Genomic DNA, 24593 nt, shown 5'->3' on the forward strand with positions numbered 1-24593 from the left:
TCCCTTTGAGTTGAATAAGTGAAAAGTTGATGTTGCGCAACGGATCATCCCATAAGGATTGAAAGGTCACGCTACCAGGCGTATCAAGAGAGACGGCAACTTTGCCATTCTTTTAGGAAACGCAAATATGGCTGACAGAAGACCACTTAATCCAGGCGTAGTTGTTCCTAAACCCGGCGGTGGTACACAGCCCCGCGATCGTAACAATGATGGTCGAGTTCGGGAAAAGCGCTCGGATGCTGGTAAACCACGGAAATAATGGCAAGCCGCCTCCGGGCGGCTTTTTCCAAACATGAACGAGCTTTAGCAGGATTTACCTTTGTCGGCTTAGAGCGAGGAGCGGATATAAATTCTCGCAAGCCGATTGCGGTGCATTAAAGCGCAGACTTAACGATAAACTAAGCAACTTAGGATAGAGTGCTCTTATGTTGGGGCAGAACATGCCCCCTTCGAACAGCTAAAAAGTGAATTATTCATGAGTAGACGACTTAGCAGAAAGCTTGTGCGCAAGCTTTAATTAATGCATGTTCAAACCTCATTACGGCCACGACTGGTATGAATTACAGTTCCCGGATTATCGCCTCAGTATGTCTTCCAGATATGTTTACAAGTGAGGTCTGTATTTATCGCTCCGAAGAGTATTATCGAGGCTTCATAACTGAAGGTCGTTCTGAAAATGGTGCTTCCGTTTTGCTCGATGATCGTAGCCTTGCTGCTGAATGGTTCACGGGAGAACGCTTGTATTATGGCCAGGTAACTTAAGGGGTTTGCTTTCATTTATTAAAAACCAAACTTCCTTTTGCTGCAGTCGATGTCAATGGCACAAGCACCGCGAGTAGCAACACCCAAAACTTGATTTGCATCCTCTTCTCCTTTTGTTTGTTGGTTGCTCTGCTCTCCATTAATTAACACAAGCTGCTATTAGCAACGTCTTTTTCTGGCACATCGCTACCCCCTGTCACTTCGGCCTTTTGTTAGAAATGCTTAAAATTAACCGCTAAATCAGCCAGTTAAATGAAAATAACTGGCTGCTTTCCAGCCTGCTTACGCAATAACTTAGCTTTCTTAACCCTCCTCAAAATATACAAAACCCACAATTAATTAACGCGCGACACAATTGAACACATTTTGATTGATTTCAACCCTAATGGTTTCTCGTCTGCTTGCCGATAGTGCTCCACACCATAAATAGGATGAGAAAACTGATGAAAATTTCTACACGCCTGAGCGTAGGGTTTGGCTTGATTATTGTGTTATTTATCCTTTGTGCGGCAACCGCACTGCAGGGCTTGTGGCAAGCGCGCGACAGTATGAACGACACCGTTAACTCCAAAATGAAGCGCTACGATCTGGTGCTGGATATGCGGGGCAGCGCGCGCGATATGGCTATCGCCGTGCGTAACCTCGCCCTGCTGACAGACCCGGCTCAGATGCAGCCGGAGTGGAAGCGACTGAACGATCAGCGCGAACTCTTCATCCATAACCGTGAACTGCTGGAGCAGAGCATGGCATCAAATGTTTCCGACGAAGGCAAAGCGGCGCTTTCACGCATTGTTGCCGCAGAGCCTGCGGCCCTGTCGACGCTGATGGAAGCGGGAAAACTGGGGCTGTCAAATCGCCAGGAGGAGACCACCACCTACCTGATGAACACCGCCCGCCCGGCGCAAAAAGCGCTGCTGGACGCCCTTAATGCACTGACGGATGTGCAGATGAAGTTAAGCCGCGATACGCTCGCGGAGAACGGTGAAAATATCTCCCGTACGGCGATGATCCTGATGGGGCTGGCAGGGCTGTCGATCTTACTGGCAGTGGCAACCTGTATGATTACGGTGCGCGTGCTGATGCGCCAGCTCGGCGGCGAACCCGCCCAGGCGCAGACCCTTGCGGCGGCGATTGCCGGGGGCGATCTCAGCTCGCCGGTAGCATTGCGTCGCAACGATACCAGTAGCCTGCTGGCTTCGCTTGCCGGTATGCAGGCCAATCTGCGCAGCCTGGTCTCTGATATCCGCGATGCCTCCGTCTCGGTGGCCTCGGCGGCCGATGAGATCTCGCAGGGCAACACCGAACTCTCATCCCGTACTGAGCAGCAGGCCGCTGCCCTGCAGGAGACGGCCGCCAGCATGGAGCAGTTGACCGCTACGGTAAAAAGCAATGCCGACGGCGCGCGCCAGACTGCTGACACTGCCCGCACCACCGCCACCCTTGCCCGCACCGGCGGTGAGGAGCTGGGGCGCATGTCGCAGACCATGAACGCCATCTCCCAGAGCGCGGTAAAAGTACGTGAGATCACAAGCGTAATCGAAGGCATCGCCTTCCAGACCAACATCCTGGCGCTGAACGCCGCGGTCGAAGCGGCCCGCGCCGGTGATCAGGGACGCGGCTTTGCCGTCGTCGCAGGCGAAGTGAGAACCTTGGCGCAGCGCAGTGCCAGTGCGGCACTGGATATCAAAACGCTGATTGAACAGGCGGTAGCCCAGGTAGAAGATGGCGTCGCTGAAGCCGCCGACACCGGTGACAACATCCTGAAGGTGGTTGGCATGGTCGGCGATCTGGCGGACGCCATGGATGATATCTCCCTCTCCTCTTCGGAGCAGATGCAGGGTATCAGCCAGGTCAGCCTGGCGGTCAGCCAGATGGACGGCGTGACGCAGAACAACGCCGCGCTGGTGGAGGAGTCTTCCAGCGCGTCGCAGTCGCTCTCTGCTCAGGCGCATGCCCTGCGCGGCATGGTGGACACTTTCCGCCTCTAATCGCGCACAGCGCGCCGCCTGAAAAGTGCGTAAAGGCGGCGCGGTTTTGCCTCTGATTCATACACCAGCCTTAATTAGGTTGACGTCAACATAATTAGACTCAATACTTCGCTCTGACAACCGACGCGCAGGCCGTTTTTTCCTCTTCCCCTGCGCCTCTTTTAATCCGACGTGAACGTGCCAGCCTCCCTGAATCCGTTGCCGCTATTCAGAGAGAGAATTCCATCTTTGCTACAGGCCCATATTGCTTATGTGTATCGACGCAAATAACGACAGCGATAAGAGTGATGACCTGCCGGCCCCGGGCAATGCGCCGGTGACCGTGGATCAGTTTCTCTGCTTCGCGCTCTACTCCGCCTCGCTGGCGATGACCCGGCTTTACCAGTCACGGCTGAAACCGCTCGGGCTGACCTACCCGCAGTACCTGGTGCTGCTGGCGCTGTGGGAAAAAGATAACGTGACGGTGTCGGAAGTGGGCGCGCGCGTCCAGCTGGACTCCGGCACGCTAAGCCAGCTACTGAAAAGGCTTGAGGCCTCCGGTCTGGTCGCCAGAAAACGCGATACGCAAGGCGACGAGCGGCGGGTGCTGATCACCCTGACCGAACAGGGGCAGCAGTTAAAGATCGACGCCGCCGGTGTCCCCGCCGATATGATCTCGGTAATGGACACACCGTTTGCAGAGTTATCTGACCTGGCAACCCGGGTTAGCGGGCTGCGTGAAAAACTTTTAAAAGCTCTGCCCTGACACATTTTTTTGTGCCTCAGGCGAGGCGACCAGTGGCTACGCACCATAAACACCGGCGCACAGATAAGCCACCAACTGGATTAGCATCCCGAGGAACAGAGCGTGACAATTTCCCACTCAGACGACAACGACGCCGTCCATGCCGCAATAGGCAACGCAGCACAAGCGCTGCTTCGCGCCGGGCGCACCCTAAACAAGGGTAATATTCTGGCGCAGCTTATTGCCTGCGAAGGTGAAGCCGTCGGTGCCGCAAAGGCGGTTTACGTGCAGGCCGTCGCGCTGCTACAGCCCAAAAAGCACTCGTAGAGGACGTAAACCCCGCTCTCCGGGGGAAACGACATGAAAAAATTACTCTCCACTCTCCTGCTCACTCTGCTGTGTACGCTGCTGCCCGGCTGTAAGAGCCTGAAAAAAATCGAGCCTGAAAAGCACTTTTCGGGCGCGCAGCTGGTGCTGGCAAAGGCGATTCAGGCTGGAGATCGCTACACCATCCTGCGTCTGGCAAAAAAGACGGACCTTAGCACGCCGGGAAATGAAGACCTGACGATCCTCTTTTTTGCCCTCAATGAGTCTTTTTATAACGGCAACCCGCCTGAGCGATTGCAGATCGTCACGGATTTGGTGCGCCTGGGTGCAGACCCGCTGCAGCCGCAGAAGGATAAATCCTGGAGCCCGGCAGAAATGGTGGCGATGGGCGATAAGGATATCTGGCTGAAAGCGATGCTTGACGGTGGGCTGGATGCTAACGCCCGCGAGAAGCGTTACGCTGAGCCGCTAATCTTTTCGACCATCAGGGCAAAAAACAACGCCACGCTGGCGCTATTGCTCGCACGCGGCGCGGATGTAAACAGCCGTGACTCGCTCGGCAACACACTGCTGGCCGAGGCGTTTTATGGTGCCGAGTTCGACAAGATCGCGCTTCTGCTGGATAAGGGTGCTGACCCGGATCTGCGCAATCACCAGGGTGACTCCTTCAGGCAGATGGTCAGTGAACGTCTGGCGGAGATTAAAAAAGAGGGCGAGTTCTACCACAATCTATTCAAGGTGAACGAGAGGCTTAAAAGCCACGGGGCGTAGGGCGTGGCGCGTTGCTGACGCCACCCTCCCGTTCCATGTTGATCCGCGTTGGCTTAAGCGGTCATCTGCATACAGACTTCGGCACAGCGGCGACACTCTGCGGCGCACTGCTGGCAGTGATCGTGCTGGTGCTTCGAGCACTCTTCGGCACAGGCGCGGCAGGCGTCCGCGCAAATGCGGCACACCTGCTTCGCTTGCTCGCTCTCAAGGCTTAATAGCTGCGCCGTCACCCGGCAGAGCGCAGCACACTCCATATCCGCTTTAATGCACGCTCTCATCATCTCAAGATGCGGCTCCTGCAGAGAGGAGACCGCACAGCGATCGCAGGCTTCAGCACATTGATAGCAGGCATCAATGCATGACTGATATACATTAGCCATAGTCACACTCCCGATGTGGATAAGTGAATCTCTAAGTCTAGTTAAGCCACCTGAGATCGCCATTTTTGTCAGAGCTGTGCCTAAGTTGGCGTAACATAAGCGAAATTTGCCGGTGATAGGCAGAAATAGACGTAAAAACGGGGTTTATTTACCCTCTTGCCGCCGCCAGCATGTGGCACATTATCGTCATTGAAGTTTGAGGCGCAGCGGAAGTCATGGCTGCGGCGGGTAATGTGAGCGAGTAAAGCCCACCAGGGCTTAGAACCGATTTTTCCGTACACACAACGAATTGTTTGTAGTGCTTGTATTTTTTGGCCGCCCCCCGGGGCGGCATTTTTATTTTCAGCCCCCGCGATGTGAGGTAATGTAAACTTCTTTACATTTTCCGGGAGCGACCATGTCTGAGATTGCCAGCCGCGATATCCACGCGCATCTACTCCAACTTCTTACTGAGCAACAGGCACGCTTTCGCGTGGTTGAGCATGATGCCGTCGGCAAATGTGAAGCAGTAAGTGAAATTCGCGGTACCGCCCTCGGCCAGGGTGCTAAAGCGCTGGTGTGTAAAATCAAAGGCAACGGCGTGAAAAAACATGTGCTGGCGATCCTGGCCGCCGACCTGCAGGCCGATCTCAGCCGCTTAGCGCAACACTTTGGCGGCCTGAAAGCGTCACTGGCAAGCCCGGCCGAGGTCGATGCCCTCACCGCCTGCGTTTTTGGTGCCATTCCCCCCTTCTCTTTCCACCCTGACCTTGACCTGGTTGCCGACCCGGTGCTGTTTCAGCGCTTCGATGAGATCGCCTTTAACGCCGGGCTGCTGGAAAAATCAGTGATCATGAATACCCACGACTATTTGCGCATCGCCCAGCCAGCGCTGGTCGATTTCAGGCGCGAGAGCGCAGAGTAAGGACGCTTTGCATGTTTGATACCACGCTGTTTATTCTGCTCGCCCTCGCCGCGCTCGGCTTTGTCAGCCATAACACCACCGTTGCGGTCTCGATTCTGGTGCTGATCATTGTGCGCGTCACACCGCTCAACACCTTCTTTCCCTGGATCGAAAAGCAGGGGCTGACGGTCGGCATTATCATTCTGACGATTGGCGTGATGGCACCGATTGCCAGCGGATCGCTGCCGCCCTCGACGCTGCTGCACTCCTTTGCCAACTGGAAATCGCTGGTGGCGATTGCCGTCGGGGTGTTTGTCTCATGGCTGGGCGGGCGCGGGGTTACGTTGATGAGTTCGCAGCCCTCGCTGGTCGCAGGGCTGCTGGTGGGAACGGTGTTAGGCGTGGCCCTGTTCCGGGGCGTACCGGTCGGGCCACTGATTGCCGCAGGCCTGGTATCGCTGCTAATTGGCCGGCAGTGAAAGCCGCCGCTGCCAGCGCTTCACGCCAAACTCCAGCGCGCTGCACAGCAGGTAGTAGACCAGCCCGGTGAAGATAAACAGCGCCGCCGGATAGACCTGCACCCGGTTGTTCACCTGCCCGGCGACGGTGGTCAGCTCCGGGACGTTAACAATAAAGGCCAGCGAGGTGTCCTTCAGCAGCGCGATCAGCAAGCCGATAAACGACGGCAGCGCGTTGCGTAACGCCTGCGGCAACAACACGCGACGCAGGATCTGTGCGCTGGAAAAACCACTGCTCAGCGCTGCTTCATACTGCCCGCGCGGGAGTGCCCCCAGCGCTGCCAGCGTCGAGTACATCACTGAGGCCGAGGTAAACCACGCCAGCGCCAGCGTGACCGTTACCGCGCCGGGCAGATCCGCTCCGGTCATCCACGGCAGTAAAAACCAGAGCCAGAAGATAACGAAGATCAGCGGAATACCGCGAATCAGCTCCGCCCACAGAAACAGCACCTTGCGCGGCCAGCCGCGAAAACGCCAGGCGCAGCACGCCAGCAGAATACCGCCGGGAAACGCCAGTGCCGCCGCGCCAATAGTCATTAACAGCGACAGCAGCACGCCGCCTGGCTCACCCTGCGCGGCTCTGCCCCACAGCAGGTAGTCGAGGTTATCGGTAATGACGGTGATATTAGCGATCATGCGGCACCTCCGTGGCGTGGCGCAGTGAGCGCCAGTGGCGCGGCAGGTTAAACAGCACGCTCATCAGCAGACCAAGCAGCAGATAGAGCGCGCTGCCCACGGCAAACGCCTCCAGCGCGTGGGCGTTGAAGCTCTCAATCTGCCGCGTCTGGTAAGTGAGTTCGCCCAGCCCAATCCCGGTCGCCAGCGAGGAGAGTTTCATCAGATTGAGATACTGCCCCACCACCGGCTGCCAGGCATTCTGTAGCCCCTGCGGCAACAGCACCCAACGAAAGATCGCAAGCGGGCTGAAGCCCTGCGACTGCGCCGCTTCCACCTGACCGCGCGGCACAGCGAGCAGCCCGGCCTGAATCTCCTCCACCAGAAAGGCGGCGGTAAAGAGCCCAAGCGCCCAGGCAGAGGAGAGAAACTCCGGCGTAAACCACCAGACATCGCCCGGCAGAATGCTAAAGGCGTGTTCGTCGTTTACATACTGGCGAACCGCCAGCGGCAGAACGTTCCACGCGGCGAAATACCAGAACAGCAGCTGCACCAGCAGCGGTGTGTTACGAAACAGCGACACCCATGCCGCCACCGCGCCACGTCCCACGCGGCCCCCTGCCAGACGCAGCGCCAGCAGCAGCACGGTAAGCAGGGTGGCGAGGATCATGCCCACCAGCGTGACCCATACGGTTGTGAGAAAGCCGGAGAGGATCCACGCTGCGGGCTGGCCGCTGAGCACACCCGCCCAGTCAAGATGCAGTGCCATTACAACTCCTTGTTATCGGCATGCAGCGGGTTAAGCACCTTTTGCAGAAAACGCTGCGCGCGCGGATGCTGCGGCGCGGTAAAGAAGTCAGCGGGCGCGGCCTGCTCAAGAATTTCGCCGCCGTCGATAAAAATCACCCGGTCGGCGATCTCGCGCGCAAACTGCATCTCGTGTGTGACCACAATCAGGGTGATGCCGCTGTGCGCCAGCGATTTCATCACCTGCAACACTTCGCCAATCATCTCCGGATCGAGCGCCGAGGTCGGCTCATCAAACAGGATAATGTGCGGGTCGGCAGCCAGGGTGCGTGCAATCGCTACCCGCTGCTGTTGACCGCCGGAGAGCTGCGCCGGGTAGTGCTGCGCTTTCTCCTGCAGGCCAACGCGCGCCAGCAGCGCGAGCGCAATCTGCTGCGCTTCGGCAGCGCTTTTGCCGTGAATGTGGCGCAGCGCGAGGGTGATATTCTCAAGCGCGGTGAGGTGGGCGTAGAGGTTGAACTGCTGGAAAACGAAGCCAACATGGCGGCGCAACTCACGCAACTTACGGCCGGTGAGCTGGCTGGTGGGCTGACCATCAACAAAAATCTCGCCGCTGGAGAGGTTTTCGAGCTGGTTAATCAGGCGGATCAGCGTCGATTTCCCGGAGCCGGAAGGGCCGCATACCGCCACCACTTCTCCCGCCGCAACCTGTAAATCAATCGCTTTCAGCACCACGTTGTCGCCAAAGCGTTTGCTCGCCTGGCGAAACACTACCGTGCCTTTTTGCACGGGCAACGCCCCTGCGGCATCTGCCGCAGAGGAAGAGAAGAGACCTGCCAACATCGTTATTTCGCTTCTATGGTAAAGCTACGCGGAGCCGGAGTTTTAGTTTGCGGGCCAAACCAGGTGTCATAAATTTTCGCTGCTTCACCGCTCTTTTCGAGGTTCACCAGCTCTTCGTTAACTTTGTTCAGCAGGGCGCTCTCCCCTTTGCTGACGCCGACACCAATCTCCTCTTTCGACAGCAGATCGGGCAGGATCTTAAACTTCGCTTTGTCCGGCGCGTCCGCCAGCAGCCCCGCCAGAATGGTGCTGTCCTGGGTGATCGCCTGCACGTTGCCGTTACGCAGTGCGGTCAACGCCAGCGGGATGTCGTCGTAGGCCAGCACGCGGGATTGCGGGAAGCGCTGATGCAGCGCCTGCTCGCCGGTGGTGCCTTTTACCGCGCCGATGCGCGCTTTGCTATAGGCATCAAGCTTGTCTGGTGAAGAGGCCGGAACGAGAAACTGCTGGCCGGTGACAAAGTAAGGCGTAGAGAAATCAATCACCTGCGCTCGCTCAGGGGTAATGGTGATGTCCGCAACAATCAGGTCGACCTTGCCGGATTGCAGCAGCGGAATACGGTTCGCCGGGTTGGTGGCAACCAGTTGCAGCTTAACGCCGAGGCTTTTCGCCAGCGCTTTTGCAAAATCGACGTCGTAGCCAACAATATCGTGGGTTTTAGGATCGATCGCGCCAAAGGGCGGGTTAGCGTCAAAGGTGGCGACTTTAACGACGCCTGCGGCTTTGATATCTGCCAGCTTGTCTGCCTGCGCGGAGAAGGAGAGCGCCGAAAGCAGCGCCAGCGCGCTGAGCGCAACGATGTTTTTTGTGTGTAATGAAGTTGCCATGCTAATCCTTATGCCCGGTTATTGTGTTATTGCCGCGTTAAAGTCACATAAGGTTTTTCATCACACAAATATCAAAAAGTGCATTGAATATCTGAAAAAGTTATTAAAAACAGTTTCGCGATATTAATGACTTATCCTTTTGTTTCGGGCGCTATAAACGATTTAAGTCCACACAACATAAGTGGACTTGGCAGGAAAAAATATTACTGCTCGCCAAGCGTTGCCAGATAACGCCCCGGCGTCTGCCCTAACCCCTTTTTAAACATGGTGATAAACGCCGTGGTTGAGTCATAACCCAAGGCCTGGGCGATATGCTGCACGCTATGCCCCTCAATCAACAGGCGCAGGGCGAGGATCAGCTGCAACTGGTGTCGCCAGCGGCGAAAACTCAGCCCTGTCTCTTTCACCACCAGGCGAGCAAGGTTGCGCTCGCTCATGGCGAAACGCTGCGCCCACTGCGCCAGCGTCTGCCGCTCCGCCGGGGCCTGCTCCATCGTCTCGACCATCTGGCGGATCTTGTGGTGCATGGAGACGGGAAGCTGGAGCTGCATTTGCGGCTGACGGGGTAACTCATCAAACAGCACCTGGATCAGGCGCTGGGTCTGCGGCTCACGCCGTGCAGCGGTTGAACGGGCAGCAAGTTGCAGGATCAATTCGCGCACCAGCGGCGAGATTTTGAGGGTGCAGCAGTGCTCCGGCATCACCACCGCCCAGCTTTCAATAAACAGAAAGCAGAGCTGCGCATTGGCGGTGGCGTGATTGCTGTGCGGCACAAAACCCGGAAGCCACATGGCGTGGTGCGGCGGCACCATCCAGCGGGCATTCTCCACTTCACAGGTGATCGCCCCTTTTAAGGCGAGGATCAACTGCCCTTTGCGGTGATGATGCGCGGGAATGCGCTGCTCGTGCGCCGCCATGCGGATGTGAAAGGCGACGGCGGCTTCCTGCTGGCTGTCGGGATCGAAGCCCGATAAGGCTAAGTCCTGCATAAAGTTGTCCGAATTTAGCGATAAAGTGTCATTTTAGCTTGATTCAAACAGCGGTGAAAAACGCTATCGTAGTGTCCTCTGTTTATTAATGAGAACACCATGACCACTCCCTCTTTAAACGGCAAACAGCGTGTGCTGCTGATTATTGGCATCCTGATGATTGCCACCACGCTGCGCGTCACCTTCACCGGCGCCGCACCGCTGCTGGATGCCATTCGCGCCGACTATGGCTTAACCACGGCGCAAACCGGCATGCTCACCACGCTGCCGCTACTGGCGTTCGCGCTGATTTCGCCGCTGGCGGCGGGCGTGGCGCGCCGGATTGGTATGGAGCGCAGCCTGTTTGCCGCGCTGCTGCTGATCTGCGCTGGCATCGCCCTGCGCTCGCTGCCCTCTTCTCTTCTGCTGTTTATCGGTACGGCGGTGATTGGCTGCGGCATTGCGCTTGGCAATGTGCTGCTGCCCGGCATGCTGAAGCGAGATTTTGCGCAGCATGTCGCCAAACTGACCGGAGCCTATTCGCTCACCATGGGCGCGGCGGCGGCGCTCGGATCCGCGGCAATGGTGCCGATTGCGCAGAGCGGCGCGGGCTGGCACGGCGCGTTATTGACGCTAATGATCTTCCCGCTGCTGGCGCTGCTGCTCTGGCTGCCGCGCCTGCGACACGGTGCGCCGGCTGCGCTCAGTGCCAGCGGAGCACTTCACAGCCGCGGTATATGGCGCTCGGCGCTGGCCTGGCAGGTGACGCTCTACCTCGGGATCAACTCGCTGATTTACTACATTGTGATCGGCTGGCTGCCATCGATTCTGATAAGCCAGGGCTTCAGCGAGGCGCAGGCCGGCTCGCTGCACGGCGTGCTGCAACTGGCTACCGCCGCGCCCGGTTTACTGGTGCCGCTGGTGCTGCACCGCCTGCGGGATCAGCGGGCTATCGCGGCGCTGGTCGCACTGCTGTGTGCTGCGGGTGCACTGGGACTGTGGCTACAGCCGGGTCATGCGGCGATCTGGACGGTGGTGTACGGATTTGGCTCCGGGGCGACGATGATCCTTGGCCTCACCTTTATTGGCCTGCGGGCAAGCTCGGCGCATCAGGCCGCCGCGCTGTCGGGGATGGCACAGTCGGTGGGTTATCTGCTCGCCGCCTGCGGGCCGCCGCTGATGGGGAAAGTGCATGACGCCAGCGGCGACTGGCATCTGCCGCTGATCGCCTGTGCGCTCTTGTCGGTGGTGATGGCGCTGTGCGGCGCGTTTGCCGGACGGGATCGGGAGATTGTTTCCGGGTAGATACCGGGTGGCAGGTAAATGCCGGATGGCGGCTGGCGCCTTATCCGGCCTACAAAAGCGGTACCGGGTCGGACGGTGGCACCTATGCTCTGCCGGATGGCGCCTGGCGCCTTATCCGGCCTACAAAAACAGTACCGGGCCGGAGGGTGGCACCCATGCTCTGCCGGATGGCGGTTGACGCCTTATCCGCCCTACAAAAACAGTACCGGGCCGGAGGGTGGCACCCATGCTCTGCCGGATGGCGGTTGACGCCTTATCCGGCCTACAAAAGCGGTACCGGGTCGGAGGGTGGCACCTATGCTCTGCCGGATGGCGGCTGGCACCTTATCCGGCCTACAAAAGCGGTACCGGGTCGGAGGGTGGCACCTATGCTCTGCCGGATGGCGGCTGGCGCCTTATCCGGCCTACAAAAGCGGTACCGGGTCGGAAGGTGGCACCGATGCTCTGCCAGCCGGCACAATCGACTTATTCGCCTGCGGCGCGGAGCATCGCATGCACCAGCGGCACCGGGCGACCTTCCAGCGCGCCGCGCTCGTGCTGGAACAGCGTGGCGACAAAGAACGGATGGGTGATCAACTCCACCGCCCGCACCTCACCCTCTTCATCCCAGCCGGTCACCCGCAGATCGCCGCGCTCCAGCTCGCTGGCAAACTCCGGGGATACGCCAAAGCTACAGCGGTAGGCTTCATCAATCTCATTGCGCCCATAGGCACGGGCAATCAGCGTATTGGGTCTTAACTCAATGGCAGCGGTTTGATCCACCAGCGAACAGGTCAACGGCGTAATCACCATCTGCCCTGCGGTTTGCGTTTCAGCATGGGCGGCATCCTCCCAGCCGAGCACATTGCGGGCGTACTCGATCACCGCATGCTGGAAACCGCCGCAGGTGCCGAGAAACGGAATGGCGTTTTCACGCGCATATTTGATGGCGATAAATGCCCCTGCTGCATTCTCATACGGGCTGCCCGGCACGACCCAGATGGCGTCATAACCGACCAGATCTTCAGGATTGTCGATCTCACGAGTTGCCAGCCAGTCATAATCAGCGGTGATCTCAAGCACAGCCGCGGCATCATCAATGGCAAGCGGGATCGCCTGATGCGCAACAGTGTCGTGGTTATAGTCGCCGATCAGCGCAATGCGTAGTGTCTTTTTAGGCGGAATGTGGTTCATGGAGAAGTGCCCCTATGCCGTGGTAGATAATGGCTAACATAAGGCGCATCACACTAGACGTCTTTAACATTAATCACAACACTTTAAAATCAATGACCAGACGAATAGGGAGAGAACGCGATGATCCAGTGTAAACGTGTTTACGACGCCGCCAGCAAAGAGGATGGCTACCGGGTGCTGGTCGACAGGCTCTGGCCGCGCGGCATAAAGAAAGTCGATCTGGCTTATGACGAATGGTGCAAAACGCTGGCTCCGTCAACGGAGCTACGCAAAGCGTTTCACGGCGAGGCGATCGATTTTGCCGCCTTTAAGAAGAGCTACCGGGAAGAGCTTGAGGCGCAAAAAGAGGCAGGAGAACAGCTGGCGGCGCGGGGGAAAAACGGCACCGTCACGCTGTTATATGCGGCAAAAGATAGGGAGCAAAACCACGCCGTCGTGCTGGCGGAGTGGCTGCGCGCGCTGCGTTAGCTCATCACCTGCGAGCGCTCGTCCTGCGGCGCGCTGTCCGGCTGCAGGGGCATCAGGTGCTCGGCGCGTACAAAGGCGAAACCGTGCTGACCGTCAAACGCGGTCACATCGCCCGTCACCAGCCAGAGCGCGCGCGCTGCGGTACTCGGCATTTCGGTAACCACGCCATTCACCGGATTGAGAAAGCGCTCACCCGGCTGGCAGAGACCAAATAACTCAACGGATTTACCGATATTGCTCCGCCCGCTGGCGGTCTGGGCGCCGATGACTAATGCCTGGCTGCCCGGTCGTAACTGAAACATGCTTCTCTCGCGTGATCTCGTTAAAGCTGAATATGAGATAATTCTGAAAGAGAAGTTTACCGGGCTTTTCTGCCGCTGTCACGATCCCGGTGTCGGATGATCGCGACGCCACAGCGCCCACTCGTCGATCACCTCGCCGCCCGGTAGTTTGCACTCGGTGCGCACACCCTGCGGGCTCTGCACCGGCACGCGCTCGCCGCCGCGCTGCTGGCAGTAGACTGCCGCCGGGTTAGCCATGCCAACCTGCGGATGATCCGGTTTTTGAGCAGGTGATGAGGTGCAGGCAGAGACCAGCAGCGGTAAAACGAGTAACCCATAACGCATCTTCTTTTCCTTACAGTGACCAACAACGCTCTTCAGAATAGCCGTGCAAGCAGCATATCTCCATGATTTCTCCATCCTTAATGCACTTTTCGCCGTTATAGTCTGCCTTGTTCTCACCCATGACCAGAGAACATCATTCCGTAATCAATGAGTTTTTGCCCCGCTTCATCAGCGGGGCTTTTTTTTGTCCGTTACACGATATATCAAATCTTTTAGGTTCATGTTTTAATGGCGCGCCGTCGAAATAGTCAGCAATAACGTGCCGGGTCAACGAGGTACCCACGCACCGGAGCCCAATATTCATGTCCGATTTCATTCTCGCCCGGGTATCGGAAACCCTGTCGAAAGAGCACTCGCTGGAAAGCTTAGTCCGCCAGTTTCTGGAAATGCTGGAGATGGTGACCGATATGGAATCGACCTATCTGACCAAAATCAGCGACGACCCCCGCCAGCAACACATTGTCTACTCCCGTAACAGCAAGCAGCTTAAGATCCCTGAAGGCTTCTCTCTCCCCTTTGGCGACAGCCTGTGCAAACGCGCGCTGGATGATAACTGCCTGTTTGCCAATGATGTGGCAACCCGCTGGCGCGATTGCGAAGCCGCCCAGGCGCTGGGGATCACCACCTATCTCAGCCAGCCGGTGCAGCTGGCGGACGGTTCGCTCTATGGCACGCTGTGTGCGGCCAGCAATCAGAAAAAGATGCTCAGCGTGCGCGGCGAGCAGGTGCTGCGCCTGTTTGCCGGCCTGATCGCGCAATACATTGAAAAAGAGCATCTGGTTGACCAGCTGCGCGAAGCCAACGCCGCGCTGATCGCCCACTCCTATACCGATGTGTTGACCGGCCTGCCCAATCGCCGTTCGCTGTTTGAGTCGCTATCGACGCTCTTCTCCCTCGCCCGCCATCTCAAAATCCACGTCATTATCGCCTTTATCGACCTCGATAATTTCAAAGGGATTAACGATCAGTTTGGTCATGAGACTGGCGATCGGTTCCTGATTGAAGTGGGCAAGCGGCTGACGCAGGATCGCGGTAAAGATGACATTATTGGTCGTCTCGGCGGCGATGAGTTTTTACTCGCCTGCCCCGGCGGCCCGCTCCACCAGCCGCAGGGCGTGCTGCTCAGCGCGCTAAAAACGCGCCTCGATAAGCAGATTGCCGGTGAGTATCAACTCGGTGATATCCATCTTTATTACCCCGGCGCCAGCGTCGGCGTGATTGAAATTAACCCTGAGCAGTACGATGCGGACAGCGCCCTGCGCGCGGCCGATGAAGTGATGTATCGGGTGAAGAAGAGTAAAAGCAAAAAAGCGTTCCAGCAGCTCAATTAATGGCGTTTTCTCGGTTGCTGACATGAGGCAAATCTTAATGGCCTCGCTTTCATATACACTTAACAGGGTCGGCGCATGCCGCTGACCGAGGAGCCCCTATGAAAAAGACCACCATCATTATGTTGATCGTCGCAATTATCGCCGTGGTCGGCACCCAGCTTGGCTGGTGGAAATAGTGATACGCGGCTGCATCGGGTAACCCGGGGCCTGTCACGCTGATGGCGTTCTCAGAGTAAGACACCCTGTTTTAACTTGTTGGCCAGGAGCGCACCATGTTTACGGGTCTTAAAAAAAGTGAAAGCAGACAGCTGGCCGCGCTCGAATTATTGAGTAAGGCAGATACGGCCCGCGATGCGGCGCTGGCAGAATTTGCGCGTCTGGCAAGCGAAGTGATGGGCGTAGCAGGCTGCTTTATTACCACCTTTGATGATAAGTTTCAGTACATCAAGTTCGTCGAAAACGTGCCGATTGAGCATGATAAAATCGCCATCGATCGCACCATGTGCCAGTATTCGCTGGCCGATCGCCAGACGATTGTTTGTATCGATACCCGCCTCGACGCACGCTTTTCCCATCAGCCGCTGGTCAAAGGTGGCGATATCCTCTTTTATGCCTCGGCGCCGCTGATCGCCAAAGAGGGCACGGTGCTCGGCACACTGTGCGTCACCCATCCGGATATTCACCAACCCACTGCCCGGCAGCTCGCCAGTTTTGAGCGCATCGCGGCGCTCGCCACGCTCTACCTTGAATCCTGCTACAACATTGGCCTCGTCGATGCACTGACCGGCCTGCCGAATCGCCCCTGTTTAATCAAAGAGATGACGCGCCTGAAGCAAAATGCGACCGGTGACTATGCGCTGATCATTTTTGACTGTATTGATATTCCCCGTGCCTATGAATTGACCCGCTATCTCGGCGTTGAGGCGCTGGAGACGCTGCTGCGCAGCTTTGGCCCGCTGTTACAGATGCGCCTGCGGCTTAACAAGGCAACAACCCTTTACGCCTTCGCCACCGGGCGCTTTGCGGTGCTGACCGAGCGTAACGCGGCGCTCAGGCTGGCTAAGCGGGTTCAAAGCATGCACGGTTTTCAGGCGACCATTGGTGCCGATATCAATATCAATCTCTCTATTCACGCGGGTTATGTCCCCTTTACGCCGCAGACGGACAGCGTGCAGGAGGTAGTGCGCCAGGCGATCAGCGCCCTGCATGAGGCGATCCGCGAAAACATTCCGGTGCTGCACTTCAACCAGGCCCTTGATGAGCAGCGTAATACCGATTTCCGCCTGCTGTACGATCTGAGTGAAGCGATCAAATCGGGCGATCAGCTCCATATGGCCTATCAACCTAAAGTCTCACTGCGTACAGGAAAGACCGAGGGCGTGGAGGCGTTGCTGCGCTGGACCCACCCCGAGCTTGGGCCGATTTCGCCGGCGGTGATCGTCACGCTGGCGGAAAAAACGACCCTGATGGCGGATATCACCCGCTGGGTGATTAAAACGGTTATTGCCCAGGTCAAAGCATGGAAGGCGATCGGCATCGCTCTTCCTGTCTCCATTAACGTCACGGTGAGTGACTTTTCGCGCAGCGGTTTCGCCGATGAACTGGCGCAGCACATTATCGATGCCGGGCTTACACCTGCCGATATTCACATTGAGTGTCTGGAAACAGAGAAAGTGCTGGAGAGCGATGCCGCCCTGCGCGAGCTTAACCGCCTCGATGCGCTCGGTTTTACCATTCTGCTTGATGATTTTGGCGCAGGTTACAGCAATATCAGCTACCTGCGGCGCATCCCCATTGACATGATCAAGCTCGACCGCTCGCTGGTCAGCCAGATCGCTACCGATAACGACAGCCGCATCATCGCGCGCAATGTGATCATGATGCTTAAAGAGTTGAACTACGAAGTGCTGGCGGAAGGGGTGGAAGATCTGGAAACCGCGCGCATGCTTGAAGAGTATGGCTGCGATGAGGCGCAAGGTTATCTTTTTGCCCGCCCGTTACCGGCGGCGGATATTCCCGCCTGGCTGCTGGACAGCAAGCCCTGGCGCCTGCTGGCACAGCTCCATGCCGATCCTCATCATCGCCTGGAGAGATAACACGCTGGCCTACTGTTAAAAGCCAACATAAGGGCAGACTAATTATTAAAGTGATGATTAATACACGGATCATCAATTTTATAAATCTCTCTAGCGAAAAATTTGCGTTTGTGCCGCGTTGGGCACCAGGTTATAAAGTGCGCAAGTGACGGATATACGCTTAAACAATTTGTACTCTCTTCGCTGGCAGTTTTGATGTCGAAACTGCCATCCTTTATTTCTTCCCCCTGCTAAAAAAACACCCCCTGCTCTGCCCAATATGCCCGGTTTACGGGCTTGTACGCAGAATGCGCCTCTCTTACACGCTTTAATCTTGAATACTGATTTTTTATCCAGTATAAATGCTGCACGAAAAATTCAGACTGAATAGGACGACCCTGTGTTTGTTGAACTGGTTTACGACAAGCGTAATGTTGAAGGTTTACCCGGCGCGCGCGAGATTATCCTCACTGAACTGACAAAGCGCGTACACCGCATCTTCCCGGACGCCGATGTGCGGGTAAAACCGATGCAGGCTAACGGCCTGAACAGCGATGCCAGCAAAAGCGATCGCGAAAAGCTCAACCGCATGCTGGAAGAGATGTTTGAAGAGGCAGATATGTGGATGGTTCAGGAGTAAACGTCAATGACGTGATACGCGCCGTGCGTTATTTCAGGGTCGCTCTTTCCCCCCGCCGGGCGACCAAATTTAACATGTGGTGCGCTTATTCCCGGCCTTCCGGGCAAATGTATCAAAGCATTTCCCTCGTTTAGGAAATATTTAACCGCGCAATCTCATAGTACCCGGCAAGGAGAGTAACCATGCTGATACTAAAAGAGAATATAGGTAGCGGTCGCCACCGCCGGTGTTACCAGCACCCGTTTGATAGACAAAAATGTGTCAAAACCCTCTATAACCCCGACGACGGTGGGTTAAAAGAGGTGAAGCGCGAAACGCGCTACTACCGCAAAAAATCAGGCTCTATTCAGGCATGCCAGGCCATTCCCAACTACTACGGTAAAATCCAGACCAATTTTGGTACCGGCCATGTTTTCGATCTGGTCACCGATTACGATGGGAAAATTTCCAAAAGCCTGGAGTTCTACCTGAAGAACAAGCGTCTTTCTCTGCCGCTGCTGGAGGAGAAACTCGCCGAGCTGCGCGCTCATCTCGTTGAGTACGGCATCTCGACCATGACGCTGAAAGAGTACAATGTGCTGGTGCGTAAAACCGCGCCGCAAGAGTATGAATTGGTCGTTATCGATAATATTGGCGAAGCTGAGTTTGTGCCGCTCTCATCTTATTTCCGCTTTCTTCATCGCCGGAAAATAGACAGGTCAATTAAGCGCTTCAAACAACGCATCCATAAGATTATCAATACCGTTCAGGCCGCCTGAAAATAACGCAACCGGCTATTTTGCCGGTGCGTTTCCCATCCTGATAAGTCAATACGCCACTAATCGCAAAGCAGCACAACCCCTCATCCGCTATGTTAGCCCGCTAATTATTATCAATGTGGCTATATTATGAAATTCGATAAACGCCTGACGCCCACTACCGTGATGCTGGCGGCTTTCTCCTGCATCATTCCCTTTTTCGCCGACTTTTCTCTGCCCCTTTATCACGGGCTGTCGGTATCAGTGATAGAAAATGTCCAGGCACTGTGGCTGCTGTTTGCTTTTGTTTTTACCTTGCGCTTCGCGCTCGCTACTCCGCTGACGCCCGAGCGCAAACGCTTCTGGCTCTGGGCGGCAACGTGGTGGCTGGTGTTGCTCGGACGCAGCGTCAGCTGGGGCCGCGACTATTTTCCCCACGAGCCGCGCCTGCTCTTTCGCGCCATCTCGGTGTTACTGATTGGCGCGCTGGTACTGTTTCCCCTCTTTTCCCGTGCACTACGCCAGCAGATTAGTGACCGCCTGCGCCATCAAACCCTGCTTATCTGGAGTTTTGCGTTGGTGGTCGTCACCTTCCTGATCTCCGACAGCGTGGAGCACCATCGCGCAATTGCCCACTTCTTCCTGCACAAGCGCGACTATCAGGATTTGATAGAAGAGCTGTATGAGTTTCCCTTCATGATTGGGCTCTTTTATGTCTGCCGCGATCTGATGCGCCGGGAACCGTTAACAGCGCATCAGCCGCAGGAGAGGTCACTCGCGAAGGGGTTGCGTTGACCCTTTTTTGGCGAAGCCGAGCCAGATGAGCAGCGCCGTCAGGGCAATGCTCGCCAGCGTGATAAAAGCCGTGCGCCACGAATAGTGCGTTGCGACGGTTCCCGCAAGCGAGGGGCTGATGGCGGCACCAAAGCCCTGCATCAGCATCACCAGCGCCTGCCCGGCATTGACGTGCCCCGTGCCGTTTAATAGCGAAGCAATAAAGCCTGGCACAGCCACGCCGAGAATACCGGCGCTCATTCCATCGAAAATCTGCACCGGGATCGCCGCCCACGGCGAGGGCCATAGCGCGGCGGTCATTGCGCGAACCGGCAGGATAATCAGCGCGATCAAAATCAGTTTTTCATAGCCATATCGCTGGGCATAACGCGAGACCATCAGCGCCACCGGGATCATTACGCCCTGCGCTATCACCACCGTCATTGCGGCATACGCGCCAGGGTTAAACAGTGTGGCGTTATGGCCTGAAGCCACCTGCATACTCAGCATCGGTAGCTGTGCGGCATTCGACAGATGGAACAGCATCAGGGTGAGCCCGGTAATGGTGAGCGCCGGGATTTTTAGCAGCGTAAAGAGCGAGGGGATCTCACCGAGGGCCTCTTCAGGATTCAGCCCACGCGCGACCCGGTGATCGATATCTTTTTCACGGATCGCGAGCACCGCCATCAGCGCGCCAAAGGCCATCACCAGCATCAGCAGGAAGACCGCGCCGATGCCCCAGTACCAGCTGGCAACACCGGCCAGCAGCGCCGAGAGCATATTGCCGCCGTGGTTATAAGCCTCATTGCGCCCCAGTTGATGAGCAAAGCGCTTCTGCCCCACCAGGCCGAGCGTCAGACCGGCCATTGCCGGGCCGATAAACGCCGCTGAAATGCCCGTTGCTACCTGGCTTGCGTAAACCATTAACGAGCCGGGGAAGAACCACAGCAGCAGCGTGCCCGCCATAATCAGCAGCGCGGCCACGGCGATAATCGCCCGTTTACGCGCCGAGGCATCCACCATAATCCCGGAGGGCAGCGTCGCCAGCAGCCCGGCAATGCCGCCTGCGGTCATCGCGTAGCCGATCGCTTCCGCACTCCAGTGATAGTGAATCAGGAAGATCCCCAGAAAGGGGCCAAGACCATCCCGCACATCCGCCATAAAAAAGCTGAGCAAACACAACGCCTGAATCGAACGTAATGGCATCTTAAAGTTCTCTTTTTTCCATATTCAATGAGCAGGCAGAGTCTACCCTGGCGAAGCGCTACCAGGGTGCGATGAAAGTGTTACAAAAATGTGATGAGTTACGTGAAAGGATGAATCAGCAGGGCCAGTCGAGCTGCTCACGAATCGCTCTGCGATAGGGCGTATCGAACACGGCGGGAACCCGGCAGATATAGTCCTGCGCGTGGCTGAGGGTTTCGCCCGTTAACGAGCGCAGGTAAGCGAGCGCATCATCGACACAGGGGATCCGCCCTTCAATGCCATTGAAACGCGGTGGCAACGCGGTCCAGATCACCCCATCAAGCTGTTTCGCCGCCGCCCATGTGGCGAGCGCACCGTCCATATTGCCCGCCAGCACCAGCGAGCCGACGCCATCTTCCCGTGAATCCGGGATCTGTTCGCGCTTGCGCAGGGCCGCAGTCGCCAGCTCAAGATCGCCGGTATTGAGAAACGCCCAGTGGACCGGAACAGCCGGCGCGTTGATGCAGAGCGCCGTTGCCAGCTCGCCCCCATCACCGACGCGGGAAAACTCGATCGGTAAACGTGGGCCATCGGCATGCCAGCGGCTGGCCAGTGGTAAACCATCCGCTTTCCAAATCAGCGATCCCCAACCAAGACAGGCAATGTTCATTCTTGCTCCTTGTTCTGTTTTCCATTCACCACAGCTCTCGCGCAGCCCGGTTACAGGCCGCTGCGTCACACCTTTTAAGCGTAGGCCGCGCCGCTAAAAGCGCCAGCAGCGGCGGGGACACGGATGCGGATAGTCTGAAAATATCCGCTGAGATTAAAAACGAGGCGTCAGGAAATCAGTCGTTTGATAGTCATATCACGGGTGAACAAAACGTATATTTAACATATAGATACAGTTATTAATTTCACTTAAGTAACAATAAAAATAGTGTATGGGTGGGTGTCATTGCCCTGATGGAGGAAACGTTAAATGGAGAAGAGAAAGATGAAAATGACAATTGCTGCCGTGGTTCTGCTTGCAGCGGCAGGTAACGCTGTTGCCGCGCCGGGCTCTGCCCTGGAGATCAATAGCGGTGAAGCGGCAGGCGCAAACGCCTCTGAGTTTGCCGTGGGGTCTGCCGCCATTGCAGGAGTGACCGTCGCCACAGCCATTACCGGCCTCGCACTGATGGCGGCTGGTGGCAATAACGGTTCAAATACCGGCACCACGACAACCACCACCACCTCGACACAGTAAGTTGCGCTTCGCCTGACGGGTTCAGGCGGCTGGCATTGTACGCAAAACGGGAACCCTAAGGTTCCCGTTTTATTTGCGCGCTTGTCAGTACGGAATTAAATACGTATTCACATATGCGGCCTCAAATAAGCCTTGAAATTGTTTTCTGTCTATTCTCTGTTCAATAGTGACAATTATGGTAGCTTTAATTGCACCATAATAATGTTAAGATATTTCTGATTGCAATAATTGGAAATATAAGATGAATAAGTTCTTAGCTTTAGTCGTTGGCGTAATGATGGTAACCGGGTGCAGTTCCCGCGTGGCAGACCTGACAGTAGCAAGCACCAAAAATTATAACCTTAACTCAAATAAGTTTGTAAAAGGTGCTCGCGTGAAAGCCGAGGATTCTGCCCCGGTAGTGATTTTCCCGTTAGGTATTCCTAATGTAAAAACCGCTATTGATCGCGCAATTGAAAAGGATCGTTGCTCTGTCGCACTATCAGATATTGTCGTGACGCAGTTTAACTACTCTTTCCTGTTTGGCAAATTTGGCTACCTCGTTGAAGGCACTCAGGTCATTGACCGTGCTCAGCCGGGCTGTGAAAACGCCAGCTGATGATTACCCGGCCAAGGCCGGGTTTTTACTTTCTACGCTTCACAGAATTCAGTTTCCCCACGCCTTATTCAGATCGCCTTTATGCTTTGTAGCGGCCCGGAAACGTTTTCAGTATGATGTATTGTCATTTTTATAGTTAACATCTGAAGATAGATTTAATTTGCTTTGCCAAAAATGGCAAAGTTGATCGCGAAACAGGGGCAAGTATGAGCTCAGATTATAAGGGTAAGAATATTTTTGGTGCTGACATCTTTGAAGGAAAGGATGGAGGTATTTATCATAATAAAGATGAAGCCGAACAAAGCTATAAACAGAATAATAACAGCTACGATTCTTCATCTTCGTACAGCAACCAAAACACTGATTACAGTTCACAATCCTCATACCGCTCATACTCAGGGGGATCATCTGGCATATCAGATAGTGCATGGGACAAAATCTTAGGTGTGGTGCTAAGCACGGTGGGCAGCTGGATGCTCACATGGTTGACGTATTCAATCCAGCACTCCAATCACTCACTTAGTGTGCTGTTCAAATTCTTATCCTTAGTCTCTTTTGTATTTTTTTGGCCGGGAAAAATCCTTGCAGCTCTAATAGAAAACAACACCATACCCGCTTTTCCGCTGCTTTATATCGCAATCCCGCTTTTGAATTTTTTCTGGCTTTGCCTGATTGGTAAACTCTTACTTAAAAAATCAAAATTTAACCGCGTATTCGGCAAATTCAGTTTTAAAAAACATCGGCAACTTTCATGGTTTAAAGTCGCGTTAGTGCTTCTTTCATTTCAATTAGTTATCGCACTCAGCGCCTTGTTGTAAATCGCTTTATCCATCAGTCAAGACATATAAGCTGGCCGGGTTCGTAATGCATATAGAAACGGGAGCACCTGTGTATGCCCCCGTTTTATTACCCTCTCTGCACGGTATTAAACCGGCATAGAGAATGTCGTGACTTTATTCGTTTGCGGATCGATGGCAATGACGCAGATGGCATAGTTACCGCCAAGGCGATCTTTCCTGTCGGATATTTTCAGATTGTAGGTCTGCGAAAAAGAGGTATAGCTGGAGGAGTTGGACTCGTTAAGTTTGAAGCCAATGATCTGTTCGAAATAGCTGCGGCTCTTGCCGATGCTGGTTTTGCACTGCTCGTTTGTGATGGTGCCCACCCTCCTGCCAGAGGCGCTCTGCGGCACGTTTGAGCCTTTAGGTGTGAGCGCGGCGTTCACCGCATTCATCCGATCCTGCATACTTTTCTGGAAATCAGCGCATGACGCAGAGGCCAGTATCAGGCCACACAAAAGTATCTTCTTCACTATTTTCCATCCTGTTCACATTAAAACGGCTGCGGCGCGTGGCGTGCTGCGAAGTGCTGCTCTTTATTTTTTAAGGCATATGAAAGGTACAAAAAATATCGCTATCTCACCTGCATGCGATATTCAATCATGCCGCTCTTCTTCGCCACCCAGTCATATAAACGCTGCCCACGATAATTGGTTTCGTGGGTATGCCAGTAGAGATGGCTGGCGTGACGCTTTCTGCTCTCGCGCTGCACATATTCAATCAGCTGCTTGCCCGCCTGCTGGCCGCGAACGGATTCGCACACATAGAGATCTTCAAGATAGCAATAATCGCTCTCCGCCCAGGTTGAGCGGTGAAAGAGATAGTGAGCAAACCCCACCACCTTGCCGTTATATTTCGCCACCGCACAGAATACCGGCTCAACCGGGCTGTAAAATCGTTGCCACGTACGTCTGGTCACCGCCTCGGGAATATCTACCTTGTAAAACTCCTGATATTTCTCCCACAGTGGCAACCAGCCTTCATAATCACTCTCGATGACCGCTTCAATCGTAAAAATAGTATTACTCATAGTAATGACCTCTCTTTTTTTATATCTGTTACGTGCCCGGCAGGCGCAAATAAGCTGCACCGAAATAGATCCCGGCGGTAATTTCCCACTTACTGCATGGAAATAGCTAATCAGGCTTGCGAAATGATTATAAGCAGGCAATGGCACGTTTAGCCCCACCAATTTTGGCGTGCAGAGCAGACCAATTTAGATTCGGCATTTTCCCCTGTTGCT

At 55.5% G+C, this 24593-nt stretch carries 31 protein-coding genes; 18 read left to right on the plus strand and 13 right to left on the minus strand.

Features of this window, described 5'->3' with window-relative positions:
• Nucleotides 1-555: 555 nt before the first annotated feature.
• The 5 genes from ABIC80_RS07590 (at nucleotide 556) to ABIC80_RS07610 (ending at nucleotide 4572) form a co-directional block, all read left to right on the plus strand.
• Entirely contained in the window at nucleotides 556-762 is a 207-nt protein-coding gene (locus ABIC80_RS07590) for a DUF3916 domain-containing protein (RefSeq protein WP_413311180.1), read from the plus strand.
• A gap of 443 nt (nucleotides 763-1205) precedes the next feature.
• Nucleotides 1206-2750 carry a methyl-accepting chemotaxis protein gene (locus ABIC80_RS07595; RefSeq protein WP_429176318.1) on the plus strand — a complete coding sequence of 515 codons (1545 nt, stop codon included), beginning with the start codon at nucleotides 1206-1208 and terminating at the stop codon, nucleotides 2748-2750.
• 250 nt (nucleotides 2751-3000) lie between these two features.
• The gene (locus ABIC80_RS07600; RefSeq protein WP_042714625.1) at nucleotides 3001-3495 is read left to right on the plus strand and encodes a MarR family winged helix-turn-helix transcriptional regulator; all 495 of its coding nucleotides are present in this window, start codon (nucleotides 3001-3003) and stop codon (nucleotides 3493-3495) included.
• A gap of 102 nt (nucleotides 3496-3597) precedes the next feature.
• Nucleotides 3598-3801 (plus strand): hypothetical protein, encoded by a 204-nt coding sequence (locus ABIC80_RS07605; protein ID WP_429176320.1) that lies wholly within the window; start codon nucleotides 3598-3600, stop codon nucleotides 3799-3801.
• 33 nt (nucleotides 3802-3834) lie between these two features.
• On the plus strand, nucleotides 3835-4572 hold the full coding sequence (locus tag ABIC80_RS07610; RefSeq protein WP_200579448.1) for an ankyrin repeat domain-containing protein: 738 nt from the start codon (nucleotides 3835-3837) through the stop codon (nucleotides 4570-4572).
• 53 nt (nucleotides 4573-4625) lie between these two features.
• Here the strand turns inward: ABIC80_RS07610 and ABIC80_RS07615 are convergent, their stop codons facing one another.
• On the minus strand, nucleotides 4626-4952 hold the full coding sequence (locus ABIC80_RS07615; protein WP_312277161.1) for a four-helix bundle copper-binding protein: 327 nt from the start codon (nucleotides 4950-4952) through the stop codon (nucleotides 4626-4628).
• A gap of 397 nt (nucleotides 4953-5349) precedes the next feature.
• Here ABIC80_RS07615 and ABIC80_RS07620 point away from each other — a divergent pair, with 397 nt between their 5' ends.
• On the plus strand, nucleotides 5350-5856 hold the full coding sequence (locus ABIC80_RS07620; RefSeq protein WP_200133191.1) for a YbaK/prolyl-tRNA synthetase associated domain-containing protein: 507 nt from the start codon (nucleotides 5350-5352) through the stop codon (nucleotides 5854-5856).
• 11 nt (nucleotides 5857-5867) lie between these two features.
• Nucleotides 5868-6314, plus strand: coding sequence for a DUF441 domain-containing protein (locus ABIC80_RS07625; protein WP_054802901.1), 447 nt, complete (start codon nucleotides 5868-5870; stop codon nucleotides 6312-6314).
• On the opposite strand, the gene ABIC80_RS07630 is transcribed toward ABIC80_RS07625, so the two are convergent.
• From ABIC80_RS07630 to ABIC80_RS07650, 5 genes are all read right to left on the minus strand, one after another.
• Nucleotides 6297-6989, minus strand: coding sequence for an amino acid ABC transporter permease (locus tag ABIC80_RS07630; protein ID WP_429176323.1), 693 nt, complete (start codon nucleotides 6987-6989; stop codon nucleotides 6297-6299). The two genes, ABIC80_RS07625 and ABIC80_RS07630, sit on opposite strands and share 18 nt — an antisense overlap.
• A complete protein-coding gene (locus tag ABIC80_RS07635; protein WP_429176325.1) occupies nucleotides 6979-7737 on the minus strand; it encodes an amino acid ABC transporter permease in 759 nt (252 codons plus the stop codon). The genes ABIC80_RS07630 and ABIC80_RS07635 overlap by 11 nt, the downstream gene beginning before the upstream one ends.
• Nucleotides 7737-8558: an amino acid ABC transporter ATP-binding protein gene (locus tag ABIC80_RS07640; protein ID WP_023481742.1), complete on the minus strand. Its 822-nt coding sequence runs from the start codon at nucleotides 8556-8558 to the stop codon at nucleotides 7737-7739. The genes ABIC80_RS07635 and ABIC80_RS07640 overlap by 1 nt, the downstream gene beginning before the upstream one ends.
• A 2-nt stretch (nucleotides 8559-8560) precedes the next feature.
• Nucleotides 8561-9385 (minus strand): ABC transporter substrate-binding protein, encoded by an 825-nt coding sequence (locus tag ABIC80_RS07645; protein ID WP_429176328.1) that lies wholly within the window; start codon nucleotides 9383-9385, stop codon nucleotides 8561-8563.
• 203 nt (nucleotides 9386-9588) lie between these two features.
• Nucleotides 9589-10374: an AraC family transcriptional regulator gene (locus tag ABIC80_RS07650; RefSeq protein WP_429176330.1), complete on the minus strand. Its 786-nt coding sequence runs from the start codon at nucleotides 10372-10374 to the stop codon at nucleotides 9589-9591.
• Between the two features lie 99 nt (nucleotides 10375-10473).
• Here ABIC80_RS07650 and ABIC80_RS07655 point away from each other — a divergent pair, with 99 nt between their 5' ends.
• A complete protein-coding gene (locus tag ABIC80_RS07655; RefSeq protein WP_429176333.1) occupies nucleotides 10474-11658 on the plus strand; it encodes a CynX/NimT family MFS transporter in 1185 nt (394 codons plus the stop codon).
• A gap of 465 nt (nucleotides 11659-12123) precedes the next feature.
• On the opposite strand, the gene ABIC80_RS07660 is transcribed toward ABIC80_RS07655, so the two are convergent.
• Entirely contained in the window at nucleotides 12124-12831 is a 708-nt protein-coding gene (locus ABIC80_RS07660) for a CTP synthase C-terminal region-related (seleno)protein (protein WP_429176336.1), read from the minus strand.
• A 120-nt stretch (nucleotides 12832-12951) separates the two neighbouring features.
• Between ABIC80_RS07660 and ABIC80_RS07665 the strand changes: the two genes are divergently transcribed.
• A complete protein-coding gene (locus ABIC80_RS07665) occupies nucleotides 12952-13299 on the plus strand; it encodes a DUF488 domain-containing protein (protein ID WP_429176337.1) in 348 nt (115 codons plus the stop codon).
• Here the strand turns inward: ABIC80_RS07665 and ABIC80_RS07670 are convergent.
• Entirely contained in the window at nucleotides 13296-13601 is a 306-nt protein-coding gene (locus tag ABIC80_RS07670; RefSeq protein WP_429176339.1) for a hypothetical protein, read from the minus strand. The genes ABIC80_RS07665 and ABIC80_RS07670 overlap by 4 nt on opposite strands.
• A 78-nt stretch (nucleotides 13602-13679) precedes the next feature.
• A complete protein-coding gene (locus ABIC80_RS07675; RefSeq protein ID WP_054802910.1) occupies nucleotides 13680-13925 on the minus strand; it encodes a putative hemolysin in 246 nt (81 codons plus the stop codon).
• 302 nt (nucleotides 13926-14227) lie between these two features.
• Here ABIC80_RS07675 and ABIC80_RS07680 point away from each other — a divergent pair, with 302 nt between their 5' ends.
• From ABIC80_RS07680 to ABIC80_RS07705, 6 genes are all read left to right on the plus strand, one after another.
• The gene (locus ABIC80_RS07680) at nucleotides 14228-15256 is read left to right on the plus strand and encodes a sensor domain-containing diguanylate cyclase (RefSeq protein ID WP_305205915.1); all 1029 of its coding nucleotides are present in this window, start codon (nucleotides 14228-14230) and stop codon (nucleotides 15254-15256) included.
• 98 nt (nucleotides 15257-15354) lie between these two features.
• Complete coding sequence (yoaJ, locus tag ABIC80_RS07685; protein ID WP_071789586.1) at nucleotides 15355-15432, plus strand: protein YoaJ; 78 nt, start codon at nucleotides 15355-15357, stop codon at nucleotides 15430-15432.
• 96 nt (nucleotides 15433-15528) lie between these two features.
• Nucleotides 15529-17352: a putative bifunctional diguanylate cyclase/phosphodiesterase gene (locus tag ABIC80_RS07690; RefSeq protein WP_305205916.1), complete on the plus strand. Its 1824-nt coding sequence runs from the start codon at nucleotides 15529-15531 to the stop codon at nucleotides 17350-17352.
• Between the two features lie 379 nt (nucleotides 17353-17731).
• A complete protein-coding gene (locus tag ABIC80_RS07695) occupies nucleotides 17732-17971 on the plus strand; it encodes a DinI family protein (protein WP_023481865.1) in 240 nt (79 codons plus the stop codon).
• Between the two features lie 182 nt (nucleotides 17972-18153).
• On the plus strand, nucleotides 18154-18729 hold the full coding sequence (locus tag ABIC80_RS07700) for a YrbL family protein (protein ID WP_305205917.1): 576 nt from the start codon (nucleotides 18154-18156) through the stop codon (nucleotides 18727-18729).
• Nucleotides 18730-18858: 129 nt separating this feature from the next.
• Nucleotides 18859-19503, plus strand: a complete 645-nt coding sequence (locus ABIC80_RS07705) for a hypothetical protein (protein ID WP_429176342.1) — start codon at nucleotides 18859-18861, stop codon at nucleotides 19501-19503.
• Here the strand turns inward: ABIC80_RS07705 and ABIC80_RS07710 are convergent.
• Entirely contained in the window at nucleotides 19480-20688 is a 1209-nt protein-coding gene (locus tag ABIC80_RS07710) for an MFS transporter (protein ID WP_094420136.1), read from the minus strand. The two genes, ABIC80_RS07705 and ABIC80_RS07710, sit on opposite strands and share 24 nt — an antisense overlap.
• 115 nt (nucleotides 20689-20803) lie before the next feature.
• Nucleotides 20804-21337: a hypothetical protein gene (locus tag ABIC80_RS07715; RefSeq protein ID WP_429176345.1), complete on the minus strand. Its 534-nt coding sequence runs from the start codon at nucleotides 21335-21337 to the stop codon at nucleotides 20804-20806.
• Between the two features lie 324 nt (nucleotides 21338-21661).
• Here ABIC80_RS07715 and yjbE point away from each other — a divergent pair, with 324 nt between their 5' ends.
• From yjbE to ABIC80_RS07730, 3 genes are all read left to right on the plus strand, one after another.
• Nucleotides 21662-21913 carry an exopolysaccharide production protein YjbE gene (gene yjbE, locus ABIC80_RS07720; protein ID WP_429176347.1) on the plus strand — a complete coding sequence of 84 codons (252 nt, stop codon included), beginning with the start codon at nucleotides 21662-21664 and terminating at the stop codon, nucleotides 21911-21913.
• A gap of 241 nt (nucleotides 21914-22154) precedes the next feature.
• Nucleotides 22155-22511, plus strand: coding sequence for a hypothetical protein (locus ABIC80_RS07725; protein ID WP_200133204.1), 357 nt, complete (start codon nucleotides 22155-22157; stop codon nucleotides 22509-22511).
• Between the two features lie 206 nt (nucleotides 22512-22717).
• Entirely contained in the window at nucleotides 22718-23329 is a 612-nt protein-coding gene (locus tag ABIC80_RS07730) for a hypothetical protein (RefSeq protein ID WP_200133205.1), read from the plus strand.
• Between the two features lie 107 nt (nucleotides 23330-23436).
• Here the strand turns inward: ABIC80_RS07730 and ABIC80_RS07735 are convergent, their stop codons facing one another.
• Both ABIC80_RS07735 and ABIC80_RS07740 read right to left on the minus strand, forming a co-directional pair.
• Entirely contained in the window at nucleotides 23437-23823 is a 387-nt protein-coding gene (locus ABIC80_RS07735) for a hypothetical protein (RefSeq protein ID WP_429176350.1), read from the minus strand.
• A 101-nt stretch (nucleotides 23824-23924) separates the two neighbouring features.
• Nucleotides 23925-24380: a GNAT family N-acetyltransferase gene (locus ABIC80_RS07740; protein ID WP_288877093.1), complete on the minus strand. Its 456-nt coding sequence runs from the start codon at nucleotides 24378-24380 to the stop codon at nucleotides 23925-23927.
• Nucleotides 24381-24593: the final 213 nt, after the last annotated feature.

The sequence above is a fragment of the Kosakonia sp. 1610 genome (assembly GCF_050435845.1).
Classification (GTDB): domain Bacteria; phylum Pseudomonadota; class Gammaproteobacteria; order Enterobacterales; family Enterobacteriaceae; genus Kosakonia; species Kosakonia cowanii.

Coding starts and splice junctions, on each gene's coding strand:
- ABIC80_RS07590 (WP_413311180.1), top strand. CDS start 556: ATGAATTACAGTTCCCGGATTATCGCCTCAGTATGTCTTCCAGATATG.
- ABIC80_RS07595 (WP_429176318.1), top strand. CDS start 1,206: ATGAAAATTTCTACACGCCTGAGCGTAGGGTTTGGCTTGATTATTGTG.
- ABIC80_RS07600 (WP_042714625.1), top strand. CDS start 3,001: ATGTGTATCGACGCAAATAACGACAGCGATAAGAGTGATGACCTGCCG.
- ABIC80_RS07610 (WP_200579448.1), top strand. CDS start 3,835: ATGAAAAAATTACTCTCCACTCTCCTGCTCACTCTGCTGTGTACGCTG.
- ABIC80_RS07615 (WP_312277161.1), bottom strand. CDS start 4,952: ATGGCTAATGTATATCAGTCATGCATTGATGCCTGCTATCAATGTGCT.
- ABIC80_RS07620 (WP_200133191.1), top strand. CDS start 5,350: ATGTCTGAGATTGCCAGCCGCGATATCCACGCGCATCTACTCCAACTT.
- ABIC80_RS07625 (WP_054802901.1), top strand. CDS start 5,868: ATGTTTGATACCACGCTGTTTATTCTGCTCGCCCTCGCCGCGCTCGGC.
- ABIC80_RS07630 (WP_429176323.1), bottom strand. CDS start 6,989: ATGATCGCTAATATCACCGTCATTACCGATAACCTCGACTACCTGCTG.
- ABIC80_RS07635 (WP_429176325.1), bottom strand. CDS start 7,737: ATGGCACTGCATCTTGACTGGGCGGGTGTGCTCAGCGGCCAGCCCGCA.
- ABIC80_RS07640 (WP_023481742.1), bottom strand. CDS start 8,558: ATGTTGGCAGGTCTCTTCTCTTCCTCTGCGGCAGATGCCGCAGGGGCG.
- ABIC80_RS07645 (WP_429176328.1), bottom strand. CDS start 9,385: ATGGCAACTTCATTACACACAAAAAACATCGTTGCGCTCAGCGCGCTG.
- ABIC80_RS07650 (WP_429176330.1), bottom strand. CDS start 10,374: ATGCAGGACTTAGCCTTATCGGGCTTCGATCCCGACAGCCAGCAGGAA.
- ABIC80_RS07655 (WP_429176333.1), top strand. CDS start 10,474: ATGACCACTCCCTCTTTAAACGGCAAACAGCGTGTGCTGCTGATTATT.
- ABIC80_RS07660 (WP_429176336.1), bottom strand. CDS start 12,831: ATGAACCACATTCCGCCTAAAAAGACACTACGCATTGCGCTGATCGGC.
- ABIC80_RS07665 (WP_429176337.1), top strand. CDS start 12,952: ATGATCCAGTGTAAACGTGTTTACGACGCCGCCAGCAAAGAGGATGGC.
- ABIC80_RS07670 (WP_429176339.1), bottom strand. CDS start 13,601: ATGTTTCAGTTACGACCGGGCAGCCAGGCATTAGTCATCGGCGCCCAG.
- ABIC80_RS07675 (WP_054802910.1), bottom strand. CDS start 13,925: ATGCGTTATGGGTTACTCGTTTTACCGCTGCTGGTCTCTGCCTGCACC.
- ABIC80_RS07680 (WP_305205915.1), top strand. CDS start 14,228: ATGTCCGATTTCATTCTCGCCCGGGTATCGGAAACCCTGTCGAAAGAG.
- yoaJ (WP_071789586.1), top strand. CDS start 15,355: ATGAAAAAGACCACCATCATTATGTTGATCGTCGCAATTATCGCCGTG.
- ABIC80_RS07690 (WP_305205916.1), top strand. CDS start 15,529: ATGTTTACGGGTCTTAAAAAAAGTGAAAGCAGACAGCTGGCCGCGCTC.
- ABIC80_RS07700 (WP_305205917.1), top strand. CDS start 18,154: ATGCTGATACTAAAAGAGAATATAGGTAGCGGTCGCCACCGCCGGTGT.
- ABIC80_RS07705 (WP_429176342.1), top strand. CDS start 18,859: ATGAAATTCGATAAACGCCTGACGCCCACTACCGTGATGCTGGCGGCT.
- ABIC80_RS07710 (WP_094420136.1), bottom strand. CDS start 20,688: ATGCCATTACGTTCGATTCAGGCGTTGTGTTTGCTCAGCTTTTTTATG.
- ABIC80_RS07715 (WP_429176345.1), bottom strand. CDS start 21,337: ATGAACATTGCCTGTCTTGGTTGGGGATCGCTGATTTGGAAAGCGGAT.
- yjbE (WP_429176347.1), top strand. CDS start 21,662: ATGAAAATGACAATTGCTGCCGTGGTTCTGCTTGCAGCGGCAGGTAAC.
- ABIC80_RS07725 (WP_200133204.1), top strand. CDS start 22,155: ATGAATAAGTTCTTAGCTTTAGTCGTTGGCGTAATGATGGTAACCGGG.
- ABIC80_RS07730 (WP_200133205.1), top strand. CDS start 22,718: ATGAGCTCAGATTATAAGGGTAAGAATATTTTTGGTGCTGACATCTTT.
- ABIC80_RS07740 (WP_288877093.1), bottom strand. CDS start 24,380: ATGAGTAATACTATTTTTACGATTGAAGCGGTCATCGAGAGTGATTAT.